Below are 14,254 nucleotides of genomic sequence, written 5' to 3'. Positions count from 1 at the left end.
CCGACCGCGGCATCCACCCTGACCTTGGGAGCCACGCACGTGCCTGGAGAGAATCTCACCCGCATCGAGGCGCAGGAGCGCCGCGCGATCGTCGACACCGCCTCCTACGAGGTGAGCCTCGACCTGACGACCGGGCCGGAGGTGTTCCGGTCCCGCTCCGTCATCCGCTTCACCGCCACCGAGGGCGCCGCGACGTTCGTCGACCTGATCGCCGGCACCGTCCACGCGATCACGCTGAACGGCCGCTCGCTCGACCCCGCTGCGGTGTTCGCCGACGCGCGCATCGCCCTGGACGGTCTCGCCGCCGACAACGAGCTCGTCGTCGAAGCAAACTGCCTCTACACGAACACCGGCGAGGGCCTGCACCGGTTCGTCGACCCGGTCGACGACGAGGTCTACCTGTACTCGCAGTTCGAGGTGCCCGATTCCCGGCGTGTGTTCGCCGTGTTCGAGCAGCCCGACCTCAAGGCGACCTTCCAGTTCACGATCACCGCGCCCGCCGCGTGGAAGGTCGTCTCGAACTCCCCCACGCCCGAACCCGTCCCGGCTCACGACGGCGCCGCGACGTGGTCGTTCGAGCCCACTCCGCGCATCTCCTCCTACATCACGGCGCTCGTCGCAGGACCGTACGAGGCGACCTTCGCCGAACTGACGAGTGCCTCCGGCCGGGTCATCCCGCTCGGCGTCTACGGCCGGAAGAGCCTCTGGCAGCACCTGGACGCCGACTACATCTTCGACAAGACCCGTCAGGGCTTCGCGTACTACGAGGAGAAGTTCCAGGTCCCGTACCCGTTCGCCAAGTACGACCAGCTCTTCGTTCCGGAGTTCAACGCGGGCGCCATGGAGAACGCGGGCGCCGTCACCTTCACGGAGTCCTACGTCTTCCGCTCGAAGGTGACGGATGCCGTGAAGGAGCGCCGCGTCGTCACGATCCTGCACGAGCTCGCGCACATGTGGTTCGGCGATCTCGTCACCATGAAGTGGTGGAACGACCTGTGGCTGAACGAGTCGTTCGCCGAGTGGGCCTCCACGATCGCGACCGCCGAGGCCACCGAGTGGACCGAGGCGTGGACGACCTTCAACGCGATGGAGAAGACCTGGGCGTACCGCCAGGACCAGCTGCCCTCGACGCACCCGGTCGTCGCGACCATCAACGACCTCGAGGACGTGCAGGTCAACTTCGACGGCATCACGTACGCGAAGGGCGGCTCCGTCCTCAAGCAGCTCGCCGCGTGGGTCGGGATCGAGGCGTTCTTCGGCGGTGTCGCGCAGTACTTCCAGAAGCACGCGTGGGGCAACACCGAGCTGTCCGACCTGCTGACCGAGCTGGAGGCCACGAGCGGCCGCGACCTCAGCACGTGGTCGAAGAAGTGGCTCGAGACGGCCGGCGTAAACACCCTCTCGCCCGAGATCAAGACCGACGACGCCGGTGTGATCACGCGCTTCGCGATCGTCCAGACGGCGCCGGCCGACTACGCCACGATCCGCCCGCACCGCCTGGGCGTCGGCTTCTACTCGCTGCAGGGCGATCTCGTCCGCACGCACCGCGTCGAGATCGACGTCGACGGCGACCTCACCGAGGTCGCCGAGCTCACCGGCATCGCGCGCCCCGACCTCGTACTGCTCAACGACGAGGACCTCGCCTACGCGAAGATCCGCCTCGACGACCGGTCGCTGCGGACGGCGATCGAGCACCTCGGCAAGATCAGCGACCCGCTCGCCCGCTCGCTCGTGTGGGGCGCGGCCTGGGACCAGACCCGCGACGCCGAGGCCTCCGCCTCCGACTACGTCGACCTCGTGCTCCGCAACATCGGCGCCGAGACCGAGTCGACCACGGTCCGGACCACGCTCGCCCAGCTCCAGCTCGCCGCCAACGCCTACGTCGCGCCGGAGAAGCGCGCGGCGACGCGGGAGAAGGTCGCCGAGGGCCTGTGGACTCTCGCACAGGCGGCCGAAGCGGGAAGCGACAGCCAGCTGCAGTTCGTCACGGCGTTCGCGTCGGCAGCGGCCACCCCGGCGCAGTGGGAGACGGTGCGCGCGCTCCGCGACGGCCGGACCCGTCTGGACCGGCTCGAGATCGACGCGGACCTCTCCTGGGCGCTGCTGGTCTCCCTCGCCGCAGGCGGCCTCGTGGGGGCGGCCGACATCGACGCCGCCCTCGCGGCCGACAACACCGCCAAGGGCGGCGAGTTCGCCGCCCAGGCGAAGGCCGCGCTGCCGACCGTCGAGGCCAAGCGGGCCGCCTGGTCGTCGCTCATCGACACCGCCGACCTGCCGAACACCGTCGTCCGCTCCGCGGCGCTCGGGTTCACGCACCCGGCGGGGGTCGAGGCGCTCCGCGCGTTCGTGGGCGACTACTTCGAGATGCTGCTGCCGATCTGGGAGGACCGGACCTACCAGATCGCGAACTACCTCATCACGGGGCTGTACCCCGCACCGCTGGCCGACCGCGAACTCCGCACGGCGACCCGCGCCTGGCTCGATGCGAACGGCGACGCCGCCCCGGCGCTGCGCCGTCTCGTTCAGGAGAACCTCGCCGGCGTCGAGCGCGCGCTGTCGGTGCAGGAGCGCGACGCGCAGTAGGCGGCACGACACGATGGGATGCCTCGGCGCACAGGCGGCGCCGAGGCATCCGTCGTTAGGATCGAGGCGATGACGACGCTACTCACCGACACCGGCACGACACCCGCCGCCGATCCCGATTTCTGGCAGCAGCTGCTGGTCTGGCTCCGCGACGCGGGTTTCAGCCTGCTCATCGTGGCGGCGCTCGTCGTCGGCGGCATCCTCACCGCATGGGTGCTGAAGTTCGTCATCCGTCACGTCGTGAACCGGGTCGTCTCCGGTGCGAAGAACAAGGCGAACGTCGACGACACGCAGGCGCTGGACCGTTCGCCGCTGGCCGCCATGCGACTCGTCCAGCGGACCCGCACCCTCGGGTCGATCCTGCAGAACATCGTCAACGTCACGATCGTGATCGTCGTCACGCTGCTGGTGATCAACTACCTCGCCCCCACGGCGCTCGGCTCGTTCGCCCTGCTCTCCGCGGCGGTCGGCGCCGGGCTCGGCTTCGGCGCGCAGAACATCGTCAAGGACGTGCTCAACGGCATCTTCATCGTCGCGGAGGACCAGGTCGGCATCGGCGACGTCGTCGACCTCGGGCTGGCGACCGGCATCGTGGAGTACGTCAGCGTCCGGATCACGCACGTCCGCGACGTCAACGGGACGCTCTGGTACGTCCGCAACGGCGAGATCACCCGGATCGGCAACATGTCGCAGGGGTGGTCGCGCGTCATCATCGACCTCGCCGTCCCCACGCACGCCGACATCGAAGAGGTCGAGACGGCGATGCTCGCGGCGGCCAAGACGCTCGTGAAGGACCCGAAGTGGCGCACCCGGATCCTCGAGGAGCCCGAGGTGTGGGGCCTGGAGGCGATCACGGGCGAGGCGCTCGTCATCCGGCTCGTCATCAAGACGCGCTCCAACGCGAAGGACGACGTCGCACGGGAACTGCGGATGCGGCTCAAGCACGCGATGGACGAACTGGGGCTCTCGCTCCCCCAGATGGCCTCGATCATGCTTACCGGGCTCGAGGGCGCCCAGCGCGTCCGGGGTGCGAACCCGCCGCGGACCCGCCCCACACCGGTGGCCGCCACGCCCGCGAAGGGCGTCTGGAAGCCGAAGAAGACGAGCAAGCCGCGCGCGGACGACGCGCCGGCAGGCGACGACGCAGGGACCTCGAAATGACGGATGCCGGCTCTCCCGCCCCGCTCAGCTTCTACGACGAGATCGGCGGGCACGACACCTTCGTCCGCCTCGTCGACGCGTTCTATCGCGGCGTCGCCGGCGACGATGTGCTGAAGCCCATGTACCCCGAGGACGACCTCCGCCCCGCGGCCGAGCGCCTCACCCTCTTCCTCGAGCAGTATTGGGGCGGGCCCGGCACGTACAGCGAACGCCGCGGGCACCCGCGCCTGCGCATGCGCCACGCGGCCTTCCACGTGAACCCGGATGCCCGGGACCGCTGGCTGCAGCACATGCGTGCCGCCGTCGACGAGTTGGATCTCCCGCCGCTGCACGAAGCGACTCTCTGGGACTACCTGCAGCGGGCCGCGTTCGCGATGGTGAACACCTTCGAGCCGACCGGTATCGGCCCGACCCGGCCCGCGGAGGCGACGACCCTCCTGGCACACCCCGAGACGACGAAGGAGTCGTGATGACCGCAGCCCGGCAGACCCAGACGCATTCGACGGACATCCTCGTGATCGGCTGGGGACTGGCGGGCCTCGTGGCGGCCGCCGAAGGGGCCGCCGCGGGCAAGCGGGTCGTCATCGTCGATCAGGAGCCGCGCACGAACCTGGGCGGCCAGGCGCACTGGTCCTTCGGCGGGCTGATGCTCATCGACTCCCCCGAGCAGCGCCGGATGGGGATCAGGGACTCGCCCGACCTCGCACGGCAGGACTGGTTCGCCACGGCGGGCTTCGACCGCGACGAGGACCACTGGCCCCGCAGGTGGGCCGAGGCCTACCTGGAGTTCGCCCACGAAGAGAAGCGCGCCTGGCTGCGCTCGCACGGCGTCGGCTTCTTCCCGGTCGTCGGCTGGGCTGAGCGCGGGGGCTACCTCGCGACCGGCCCCGGCAACTCGGTCCCCCGCTTCCACATCGTGTGGGGCACCGGGCCGGGTATCGTCGCGCCGTTCCAGAAGGCGATCGAAAACGGCGAGGCGCAGGGCCGGGTGACAGTCCTCCCCCGCCACAAGGTGACCGAGCTCACCGTGTCGGACGGCGTCGTGGCAGGCGCCTCCGGCGACGTCCTCGCCCCGTCCGGCGCCGCCCGCGGCGTCGCGACGGCGCGCGAGACCGTGGGGGCGTTCGAGATCCGGGCATCCGCCGTCATCGTCGCCGCCGGCGGCATCGGCGGCAACCACGACATGGTGCGCGCGCAGTGGCCCGCGAGCCTCGGCACTCCGCCCGCGTCGCTGCTCTCCGGCGTCCCGGCCTACGTCGACGGATCCATGCAGCCGGTGAGCAGCGCCGCAGGCGCGCGGCTCATCAACGGCGACCGCATGTGGCACTACGTCGAGGGCATCCAGAACTTCGATCCGGTCTGGCCGCAGCACGGCATCCGGATCCTCCCCGGCCCGTCCTCGGTGTGGCTCGACGCCGCCGGGAACCGACTGCCCGTCCCGCTGTTCCCCGGGTTCGACACCCTCGGCACGCTCGCGCACCTGCGCGCGACCGGGCACGACCACTCGTGGTTCGTGCTGTCCCGCGCGATCGTGGAGAAGGAGTTCACGCTCTCCGGGAGCGAGCAGAACCCTGACCTCACGGACAAGGACCTGCCGCTCCTGGTCAGATCACGGCTCGGCAAGGGCGCGGCCGGACCCGTGCAGGCCTTCCTCGACCATGGCGCGGACTTCATCGTGCGCGACACCCTCGACGATCTCATCGCCGGGATGCAGGCGCTGCCGGGCGGCGAGAGCCTCGACGCGGATCGGGTGCGGACCGAGGTCGAGGCCCGCGACCGCGAGATCGACAACGACTTCACAAAGGACGCGCAGATCGCGATGCTCCGCTCCGCGCGCGCCTACCGCGGCGACCGTCTCGTGCGCACCGCCGTCCCGCACCGCATCCTCGATCCGAAGAACGGACCGCTCATCGCCGTGAAGCTGCACGTGCTGACGCGGAAGTCGCTCGGCGGGATCGAGACCGACCTGTCCGCGCGCGCCCTCGGCGGCGACGGCGCTCCCGTTCCGGGCCTCTTCGCCGCGGGCGAGGCGGCCGGATTCGGCGGCGGCGGCCTGCACGGCTACCGCGCGCTGGAGGGGACGTTCCTCGGCGGATGCCTCTTCTCGGGCCGCATCGCGGGACGCGCGGCCGCGGCCGCCGTCTGACGCCCGGCTACCGGCTCGCGCCGGTGCGCCGGACGGCCGTGAGGCCGGGAGGACCGGCCGTGCGCACCAGCACGTGCCCGCGCGCGAGGCTCACACGCGTCCACGGGCCGGAGCGGCGCACGGCCGCGTCCTCCTCGCCCACGATGAACCCGAGCGCGAAGGCGGCGAACGCGGCGCCGAGCGGAATGCCGCCGAGGTCCTCGTCGACGGCTCCCCACACGACCGACCGCACGCGGTGCACGGCGTCGTCGCCGGCATCGGTGGGCACCTGCTCCGCGACGGCGGCGATGCCCCATTGGGCGCGAGCGGCGAGCAGGGCCGCCGGCAGCGTGCCGACCTCCGCCCACCCTCGGCGCGGCGGCGAGATGCCGACCCACGGCGCCGTCACGGCGCTGTCCGGAAGGCGGACCGTGCGCTCCTCCTCTCCCTCGGAGAGCGCCCCGGCGTCCACGACGAGGTCGCACACCAGTTCGGGGTCGACCGGGAGGAACCGCATCCCGAGGACCGTGGGCACCGCTTCCAGCAGCGTGCGCGGGGCGAGGGGCGCCGAGGTGACGGCGAGGACGCCCCCCTCCGCGCGCAGTCGCACGGCGCCGTCGCCCAGGCGGGTCGCGCGCCGGGCGAAGGTGAGGACGTCGGCGGCGGCCTGCGGGTCGGGGAAGCGGAGGCTCGGGGACATCCGCCCTAAGCTATCAGCGACGGATGCGCCCCGGCGCGGAGTGTGCGAGACGGAGACGACGTGGCGGACGACCTCGACCCGGTGGCCGGCATGCTCGCGGTCCTCGACCTGGCTTCCAGCGACGCCCGCACGACGGAGGACATCTTCACGGGGGTGTCGCAGCACATGCCGACCGGGCGCGTGTTCGGCGGGCAGGTGCTCGCCCAGGCCGTCGTCGCGGCCGAGCGCACGCTCCCGGACGACCGCACGGCGCACTCCATGCACGGCTACTTCCTGCGGCCCGGGGACTCGACGTCGGGCCTGACCTTCTCGGTCGACCGCATCCACGACGGGCGGTCGTTCTCGACCCGCCGCACGCAGGCTTACCAGGAGGGCGTTCCGATCTTCTCGATGATCGCGTCGTTCGAGCGCGAGGCGCCCGGCCTCGAGCACCGTGCCGCGATGCCCGACGGCGTCCCCGCGCCGGAGCGGATCGACAGCATCGAGGACCGTCTCCCTGGCCTGCATCCCATGACGCGCCGCTTCTTCGCGGACAACCCCATCGAGCTGCGGCACGTCTCATCACCGATCTACCTCGCGGTGGACGGCGAGCAGGTCGCCCACCAGGCCGTCTGGATGCGCACGCGTCGCGCCATCCCGGACGACCCGCGGCTGCACCGTGCCGCCCTGGCCTACATGAGCGACCTGACCATCCAGGAGTCGGTGCTGCGCGCCCACGGCATCGCGTGGTCCCAGCCGGGGCTCAAGGTCGCGAGCCTGGACCACGCCATGTGGTGGCACCGGCCCGGGCGGGTCGACGACTGGCTGCTCTACGTGCAGGAGTCCCCGAGCGCGCGGGGTGGCCGCGGGCTGTCGACGGGCCGGATCTACACGCGCGAAGGCGAGCTCATCGCATCCGTGGCGCAGGAGATCATGGTGCGGGTGCCCGCCGCGGACTGACTCAGCGGCGGTGGCCGTAGACGATGGGCTCGCCGAGGTACGGCTCCCACACCCGGCGCATCTCCTCGGAGAGCCGCGTGGGGCGTCCCGTCGCGACATCCACCATCACGACGACCGATGTCGCCCGCGCGTAGAGCGTCTGCGGCGTCGTGCCCAGCGGGCTGTAGACGTCGTAGCAGACCTCGACGCTCGAGCCGCCGATCTTGCCGAACCACATCTGGACGTCGAGCGGCTCGCGCCCGTACGGCACGGGTGCGAGGTACTCGATCTCCTGGCGGGCGATGAGCGTCACCGTGCCGGCCGCGAGGCTCGACTCGAGCACCGCCGTCTCGGGACCGGTCTCGCCCTCCTGCGGAAGCCAGAAGACGCGCACGCGCGCCTCTTCGAGGAGCTTGAGCATCGCGGTGTTGTTGACGTGGTTGAACGCGTCGAGATCGCCCCATCGCAGGTGGATGGGGACGTGCATCCGCGCGCCGTCAGTCACGGGTGAGCTTGCGGTGCGTGGAACGGTGGGGCTTCGCCGCGTCGGCGCCGAGGCGCTCGATCTTGTTCGCCTCGTAGGACTCGAAGTTGCCCTCGAACCAGTACCACTGCCCCGGGTTCTCCTCGGTGCCCTCGTACGCCAGGATGTGCGTCGCGATCCGGTCCAGGAACCACCGGTCGTGGGTGATGACCACGGCGCAGCCGGGGAACTCGAGCAGCGCGTTCTCCAGGCTCGACAGGGTCTCGACGTCCAGGTCGTTCGTCGGCTCATCGAGGAGCAGCAGGTTGCCGCCCTCCTTGAGCGTCAGAGCGAGGTTCAGGCGGTTGCGCTCTCCACCGGAGAGCACGCCGGCCTTCTTCTGCTGGTCGGGCCCCTTGAAGCCGAACTTCGACACGTAGGCGCGGGACGGGATCTCGATCTTGCCGACGGTGATGATGTCGAGGCCGTCCGAGACGACCTCCCACAGCGTCTTGGTCGGGTCGATGTTGCTGCGCGACTGGTCGACGTAGCTGATCTTCACGGTCTCGCCGACCTTGAGGTTGCCGCCGTCCAGCGGTTCGAGGCCCACGATCGTCTTGAAGAGGGTCGTCTTGCCGACGCCGTTCGGGCCGATGACGCCGACGATGCCGTTCGGCGGGAGGTTGAAGCTCAGCCCGTCGATGAGCGTGCGGTCGCCGAAGCCCTTCTCGAGCTTCTTGGCGTCGATCACGATGCTGCCCAGGCGCGGACCGGCGGGGATCTGGATCTCCTCGAAGTCCAGCTTCCGCGTGCGCTCGGCCTCGGTCGCCATCTCCTCATAACGCGCCAGGCGCGCCTTCGACTTGGTCTGACGGCCCTTGGCGCTGCTGCGGACCCACTCCAGCTCGTCCTTCAGTCGCTTGGCGAGCTTGGCGTCCTTCTTGCCCTGGACGTCGAGGCGCTCGGCCTTCTTCTCCAGGTAGGTCGAGTAGTTGCCCTCGTAGCCGATGAGGCGTCCACGGTCGACCTCGGCGATCCACTCGGCGACGTGGTCGAGGAAGTACCGGTCATGGGTGATCGCGATGACGGCGCCCTTGTAGGCCTGCAGGTGCTGCTCGAGCCAGAGCACGCTCTCGGCGTCCAGGTGGTTCGTGGGCTCGTCGAGGAGGAGGAGGTCGGGCTTCTGCAGCAGGAGCTTCGCGAGGGCGACCCGGCGGCGCTCACCACCGGAGAGCGGCGCGATCTCGGCATCCCCGGGCGGGGTGCGCAGCGCGTCCATGGCCTGCTCGAGCTGCGAGTCGAGGTCCCAGCCGTCGGCCGCGTCGATCTCCTCCTGGAGGACACCCATCTCGCTCAGCAACGCGTCGAAGTCCGCGTCGGGGTCGGCCATGAGGGCGGAGATCTCGTTGAACCGGTCGAGCTTCGCCTTGATCGCGACGCCCTCCTGGATGTTCTCCAGCACCGTCTTGGTCTCGTCGAGCTCCGGCTCCTGCATGAGGATGCCGACGGTGTAGCCGGGTGAGAGCTTCGCCTCGCCGTTCGAGGGCTGATCCATGCCGGCCATGATCTTCAGGATCGTCGACTTGCCGGCACCGTTCGGGCCCACCATGCCGATCTTGGCGCCGGGCAGGAATGCCATCGTGACGTCGTCGAGGATGAGCTTCTCGCCCACCGCTTTGCGGGCACGGACCATCGAGTAGATGTATTCAGCCATAACGGCCCAAGTCTACGCGGGCGGCGGAGAGTGCCTCACCAGTCGATCGGGCGGGTCCGCCCGACGAGGCAGTTGCCGGCGGGCAGCGCGGGCAGGACGACCGCCGTGGGGCGCGGCGTCGAGGGACCCACCTGGCCCACCAGGCACTCACCGTCCCACGCGACGGAGAATTGGATGCTGTCGGCCGGGTTGTCGACGCTCGTCCGGTCGTCGGTCAGTTCCATCGCCGACTTGTCGAACCCCGCCCGCACGAGCGCGTCGATGTACGCACGCCCTTTGGCCTTGTCCGCCGTGGCCGCGACCGTCTGCACGATCTGGGCGAACAGCGGCAGGTTGTCCTCGGCCGACCCGCCGGCGACGAGCGTCGGCCCGGTGGGCGTGGGCGTCGCGGTGGCGGTGGCGGTCGGCGAGGCGGTCACGGTCGGCGCCGGTGTCCCCGAGCCCGACGGATCGGCGGTCGACGGTGCGCACCCGGCGAGGACCGCGGCGAGGGAACCGGCGATCGCGACGGCGACCACGGCGGCTCGGCCGCGGTCGGCGGCGCGACGGATCGGGTGGCCCGCGAGCGACGGAGACGGGTCAGGCGAAACGGGCACGGAGCGAGTCTAGGCGCGCTCCGCACCCGCCTCGTTCAGAACGGGGTCGCCTCCCTCAAGGGTCCGCGCGCCCACGCGGGCTCCCTCGCGGCCTCCACGTCGTCGTCCGCCACGTCGTCGGCGGCGGCGGTCTCGTCACCGTCGGTCTCGCCGGCGCCGTCGCCACCGGCCGTGTCGCCACCGGCAGTGTCGCCGCCGGCCGCCCAGCTCGCGGGGACTGCCGGTGCCGCGACCTCCCGCTTGAGCGACGTGAAGACGCTCGTCCCCCACTGCAGATCGGGTCCGAGGGCGTCGGCGTCGATCTCCGCCTCGGTGCCCCTCTTCTCGCCGACCTCCCACGTGCGGAGTTTGAAGCCGCCCGTCACGATGACGCGCTGCCCGCGCTGCAGCGAGGCCAGGGCGTGCTCGGCGAGCTGCCGGTACGCCGACACGGAGTAGAAGTTGGTGTCGCCGTCAACCCACACACCCTGCGCGTCGCGGTGACGCTGGCTCGTCGCCAGCCGGAATTTGGCCACCGGAACCCCGGTGCCGGTCTGCCGGCGCTCGGGGACGGAGGCGATGTTGCCGACGACGGTGATGCGATCGTTCATCGCGGTTCCTCTCTCGAAGGCCGCGGACCCTCCGCCGGCCGTGCTTCGGCATCCGAGTGCCCGTCGGATGCCGAAGCACTTCCACACTGACCGGCTGTCGCCGTCGCGGACGGCGGCAGCCGGTGATCGGTGGAAGGCTGCGCGAGGAGGCGCGGTGGGGAGGAAGCGTCAGGCGCGGGCGTACTCGCTGAAGCGCGCGCGCACCTTGTTCACCTTCGGCACGGCCACGGCGAGGCAATAGCCCTGACCGGGGTTCTTCGTGAAGAAGTCCTGGTGGTAGTCCTCCGCGGGGTAGAAGGTGCCGAGCTCCTCCGTGGTCGTGACGAGGCCGCCGTCCCACCACTCGGACGCCCGCTCAGCGGCGGCCGCGAAGGCCTCGCGCTGCGCGTCGTCGGCGGGGAACATCGCGGAGCGGTACTGCGTGCCGACGTCGTTGCCCTGGCGGTTCAGCTGGCGCGGGTCGTGCATCGTGAAGAACGCGTCGAGGATGACGTCGCCGGGGATCACCTCGGGGTCGAACGTGACCTTGACGGCTTCGGCGTGCCCGGTCCGGCCGGTGCAGACCTGCTCGTAGCTCGGGTGCGGCGTGGCGCCGCCGATGTAGCCGGATTCGACCTCGGTCACCCCGCGCAGGGCGCGGTATGCGGCGTCCAGGCACCAGAAGCACCCGCCGGCGAGTACGTACGTCTCCATGTCGTCTCCGAATCTCGCGCCACGATCGGCGGCGCGTCACTGGACCGAACGTACAGCGCCACGCGCCTGTTCCCGACGCCGACCCGATGTCGGAGGGTGGACATATGTTCGATCACGGAGGGAGAGACCATGCCGACTGTGATGGAGAGGCCGACCGTGCCGGCGGCCGTGCGCCTGCTGCCGGTGGGTGCGGGCCTCTGGCGGGTGCTGGACGACGCGGGCCGGGCCATCGGGCATCTCGCGGCCCGCGAGGACGACGCGCGATTCGCGGCGCTGCGCTTCCACGCCGGCAGCGCGAGATTCCGCGAGGTCGGCAGCTTCTGGTCCGCAGCGGAGGCCGTGGAGTGCCTGCGGCTGTCGCGCTAGACGACGGCGTCCAGCAGATCCGGGCCGCGGACCGGCGCGTTCGCGCGGACGACCGGCCAGGTTCGGGCGAGGATGTCGACAGCGCGCCGGAGCTGCTCGACCGGGGCGGTGAACGGCACACGGAGGTGCCGGTCGTGGCCGCCGTCGACGGCGAAGCGCGGACCGGCCGACAGGTGCAGACCTTCGGCGCGCGCCGCGAGGACGAGCCCCGAGCTGAGCGGCGCGTCCAGGCCGACCCACAGCGAGACGCCGCCCGCGACCTGCGGCAGCCGCCACTCCGGCAGCTGCGCGCGCAGCGCGGCGACGAGGGCGTCCCGCCCCTCCCGCAGCAGCGCGGATCGCTGGGCGATGACATCGGGCATGTGCGCGAGAACGCGCGTCGCAACCGCCTGCTCGAACTCCGGCGTGCCGAGATCGCGATGCGGACGCGCGGCGACGAGTCGGCGGATGGTCTCCGCGTCCGCCCGGATCCATCCCACCCGCAGCCCGCCCCACACGGTCTTGCCGAGCGAGCCGATCCGGATGGCACCGGATTCCGGGAGGGCCGGTCCCACGGGGCGCGGGTCGATCGCGAGGTCGCCGGTGGTCTCGTCGAGCACCAGCACGGTGCCGGCGCGATGCGCGGCGGCGCCGATGACGTCCTGCTCGCGTCCGGTCATGCTGCGCCCGGTCGGGTTCTGGAACGCGGGCATCAGGTAGGCCAGGGCCGGGTTCGTGCGGGCGAACGCCTGCTCCGCCCGTTCCAGGTCCCAGCCGTCGTCGGTGGTGACGGGCACGCCGACGAGCCGTGCCCCCGCGTCGCGGAGCGCCTCGGCGGCGTGCGGGTACGTCGGCGTCTCGATGAGTGCTCGCTCCCCACGACGGAGGAACGCCGCGGCGACCAGGTGGATCGCGCTCTGCGCCCCCGTCGTGACCATGATCTGGTCGGCGGTCGTCGGGATCCCGCGCTGCGTGTAGCGGGCGGCGATGGCCTCCCGCAGGTCCTCCCGGCCGAGGATGTCGTAGCCGGCCCGCGAGACGATCGACGCCGCCTCCAGGGCCACCTCGCTCAGGAGGCCGGCGAGCCCCGGCCATGCCGCCGGGCTCGCCTGCTGCAGGTCGATCTCGTCCGGCGCGGCCGCTGCGCGGCCGGGCGCACGGCGCCCGAGCGGCAGGGTCACACTGCCCGAACCCCGGAGACTCTCGATGTGTCCCGTCGCCCGGAGACTCCCGTACGCGGCGGCGACCGTCGTGCGGCTCAGCTGCAGGGCACCGGCGAGCTCGCGCTCCGCGGGCAGCGCGGTCCGCGGCGCGAGCCTGTTGTCCAGACACAGGACGCGGATGCCGTCGGCCAGGGCTTCGTACGCCGGTTCGCGCGTGCGCCATCCGCCGAGGGCCTGTGCGAGGCTCCGCGCCGTGATCCGAGAGTCCATGCGAGCCACTGTATCCGTATTGGACTGGTCGCCGGAGGCCAATCATGCGATTGGATATGGTCATGCTCATCCGCGCCCTCCAGCTCCTCGTCGGCCTCGTCCTCTACGGCGCGGGCTGTGCCGTCATGGTGCAGGCGGGCATCGGCCTGGACCCCTGGACGGTCTTCGCGCAGGGCGTCTCGCGGCAGACGGGCATCGGCATCGGGTGGGTGACCAATCTCCTCGGCTTCCTCATCCTGCTTCTGTGGATCCCGCTCCGGCAGAAGCCCGGCGTCGGGACGATCGCGAACATCCTCCTCGTGGGGACGAGCATGCAGGCGACGCTGGCCGTCGTGCCCCCGGTCACCGGCTGGCTGGCGCAGGGGGTCGTCTTCCTCGCCGGCGTCGTGATGGTCGCGCTGGCCTCGGGGCTCTACATCGGCGCGAACTTCGGCCCCGGCCCTCGGGACGGCCTCATGACCGGGATCCATGCACGCCTCGGCTGGCCCATCTGGGCGGCGCGCCTCACGGTCGAGGCCACCGTGCTGCTGGCGGGCTGGCTCCTCGGCGGGACCGTCGGCCTCGGCACCGTGCTCTTCGCGGTCCTGATCGGACCGCTCGTGCAAATCGCGCTGCCGCCGTTCGATCGCCGTCGCCGCGCGACGCCCACCCCCGTCGAGGGCGCTCCGGCGGTCAGTGCTGGGTGAACCTCGGCCAGTCCGACCCGGGCGGCAGGTGACCGTGCAGGGCGCTCTTCGCGATCTCCATGGACGGGTACGTGCCGACGGAGGCGTCCGCGCCGGCGATGGTGACGGTGTACGCGTCGTCGACCTTCCGGATGGTACCGACGACATTGCTCTCCGCGCCGTACGCGACCCACAGTGCTGTCTGTGACGTGGTGTTCATCTCCGAACTCCTTCCGACGAGCATGACGCTACGCGGAACCGCCCCCTG

At 71.2% G+C, this 14,254-nt stretch carries 15 protein-coding genes; 7 read left to right on the top strand and 8 right to left on the bottom strand.

Translation table 11 applies throughout. The features are described from left to right. Positions 1–39: 39 nt before the first annotated feature. The 4 genes from pepN to QZL85_RS03140 all read left to right on the top strand — a co-directional run bounded on the left by pepN (position 40) and on the right by QZL85_RS03140 (position 5,890). Positions 40–2,583, top strand: coding sequence for an aminopeptidase N (pepN, locus tag QZL85_RS03155; protein WP_295573465.1), 2,544 nt, complete (start codon positions 40–42; stop codon positions 2,581–2,583). Positions 2,584–2,652: 69 nt separating this feature from the next. Beyond that, positions 2,653–3,744 carry a mechanosensitive ion channel family protein gene (locus QZL85_RS03150; RefSeq protein ID WP_295573464.1) on the top strand — a complete coding sequence of 364 codons (1,092 nt, stop codon included), beginning with the start codon at positions 2,653–2,655 and terminating at the stop codon, positions 3,742–3,744. After that, positions 3,741–4,214 carry a globin gene (locus tag QZL85_RS03145; RefSeq protein WP_295573461.1) on the top strand — a complete coding sequence of 158 codons (474 nt, stop codon included), beginning with the start codon at positions 3,741–3,743 and terminating at the stop codon, positions 4,212–4,214. Before QZL85_RS03150 ends, QZL85_RS03145 begins: the two co-directional genes overlap by 4 nt. Beyond that, entirely contained in the window at positions 4,214–5,890 is a 1,677-nt protein-coding gene (locus QZL85_RS03140) for an FAD-binding dehydrogenase (protein ID WP_295573458.1), read from the top strand. The genes QZL85_RS03145 and QZL85_RS03140 overlap by 1 nt, the downstream gene beginning before the upstream one ends. 7 nt (positions 5,891–5,897) lie before the next feature. Here the strand turns inward: QZL85_RS03140 and QZL85_RS03135 are convergent, their stop codons facing one another. Next, a complete protein-coding gene (locus QZL85_RS03135) occupies positions 5,898–6,569 on the bottom strand; it encodes a hypothetical protein (RefSeq protein ID WP_295573455.1) in 672 nt (223 codons plus the stop codon). Positions 6,570–6,659: 90 nt separating this feature from the next. On the opposite strand from QZL85_RS03135, the gene QZL85_RS03130 reads away from it, so the two are divergent. Then, positions 6,660–7,508 (top strand): acyl-CoA thioesterase II, encoded by an 849-nt coding sequence (locus QZL85_RS03130; protein WP_295573944.1) that lies wholly within the window; start codon positions 6,660–6,662, stop codon positions 7,506–7,508. A gap of 1 nt (position 7,509) precedes the next feature. Here QZL85_RS03130 and QZL85_RS03125 read toward each other — a convergent pair whose 3' ends face one another. The 5 genes from QZL85_RS03125 to msrA form a co-directional block, all read right to left on the bottom strand. Further along, the gene (locus QZL85_RS03125) at positions 7,510–7,992 is read right to left on the bottom strand and encodes a thioesterase family protein (protein WP_295573452.1); all 483 of its coding nucleotides are present in this window, start codon (positions 7,990–7,992) and stop codon (positions 7,510–7,512) included. After that, positions 7,985–9,664, bottom strand: a complete 1,680-nt coding sequence (gene ettA, locus QZL85_RS03120; RefSeq protein WP_295573450.1) for an energy-dependent translational throttle protein EttA — start codon at positions 9,662–9,664, stop codon at positions 7,985–7,987. Before ettA ends, QZL85_RS03125 begins: the two co-directional genes overlap by 8 nt. Positions 9,665–9,699: 35 nt before the next feature. Continuing rightward, positions 9,700–10,260 carry a DUF6993 domain-containing protein gene (locus tag QZL85_RS03115; RefSeq protein ID WP_295573447.1) on the bottom strand — a complete coding sequence of 187 codons (561 nt, stop codon included), beginning with the start codon at positions 10,258–10,260 and terminating at the stop codon, positions 9,700–9,702. 35 nt (positions 10,261–10,295) lie between these two features. After that, the gene (gene ssb / locus QZL85_RS03110) at positions 10,296–10,850 is read right to left on the bottom strand and encodes a single-stranded DNA-binding protein (protein ID WP_295573444.1); all 555 of its coding nucleotides are present in this window, start codon (positions 10,848–10,850) and stop codon (positions 10,296–10,298) included. Between the two features lie 168 nt (positions 10,851–11,018). Further along, the gene (gene msrA / locus QZL85_RS03105) at positions 11,019–11,543 is read right to left on the bottom strand and encodes a peptide-methionine (S)-S-oxide reductase MsrA (RefSeq protein ID WP_295573441.1); all 525 of its coding nucleotides are present in this window, start codon (positions 11,541–11,543) and stop codon (positions 11,019–11,021) included. Between the two features lie 129 nt (positions 11,544–11,672). On the opposite strand from msrA, the gene QZL85_RS03100 reads away from it, so the two are divergent. Then, positions 11,673–11,909: a hypothetical protein gene (locus QZL85_RS03100; protein WP_295573439.1), complete on the top strand. Its 237-nt coding sequence runs from the start codon at positions 11,673–11,675 to the stop codon at positions 11,907–11,909. Here QZL85_RS03100 and QZL85_RS03095 read toward each other — a convergent pair. Beyond that, entirely contained in the window at positions 11,906–13,321 is a 1,416-nt protein-coding gene (locus QZL85_RS03095) for a PLP-dependent aminotransferase family protein (RefSeq protein ID WP_295573437.1), read from the bottom strand. The two genes, QZL85_RS03100 and QZL85_RS03095, sit on opposite strands and share 4 nt — an antisense overlap. A 62-nt stretch (positions 13,322–13,383) precedes the next feature. Between QZL85_RS03095 and QZL85_RS03090 the strand changes: the two genes are divergently transcribed. After that, positions 13,384–14,007, top strand: coding sequence for a YitT family protein (locus QZL85_RS03090; protein WP_295573435.1), 624 nt, complete (start codon positions 13,384–13,386; stop codon positions 14,005–14,007). Here the strand turns inward: QZL85_RS03090 and QZL85_RS03085 are convergent. Beyond that, positions 13,994–14,206 carry a methyltransferase gene (locus QZL85_RS03085; protein WP_295573433.1) on the bottom strand — a complete coding sequence of 71 codons (213 nt, stop codon included), beginning with the start codon at positions 14,204–14,206 and terminating at the stop codon, positions 13,994–13,996. The genes QZL85_RS03090 and QZL85_RS03085 overlap by 14 nt on opposite strands. Positions 14,207–14,254 lie beyond the last annotated feature (48 nt).

Source organism: uncultured Microbacterium sp. (genome assembly GCF_900078385.1).
Taxonomy (GTDB): domain Bacteria; phylum Actinomycetota; class Actinomycetes; order Actinomycetales; family Microbacteriaceae; genus Microbacterium.
Note: the sequence above shows the minus strand (reverse complement) of the source record. Positions and strands in the feature narration are given on the sequence as shown.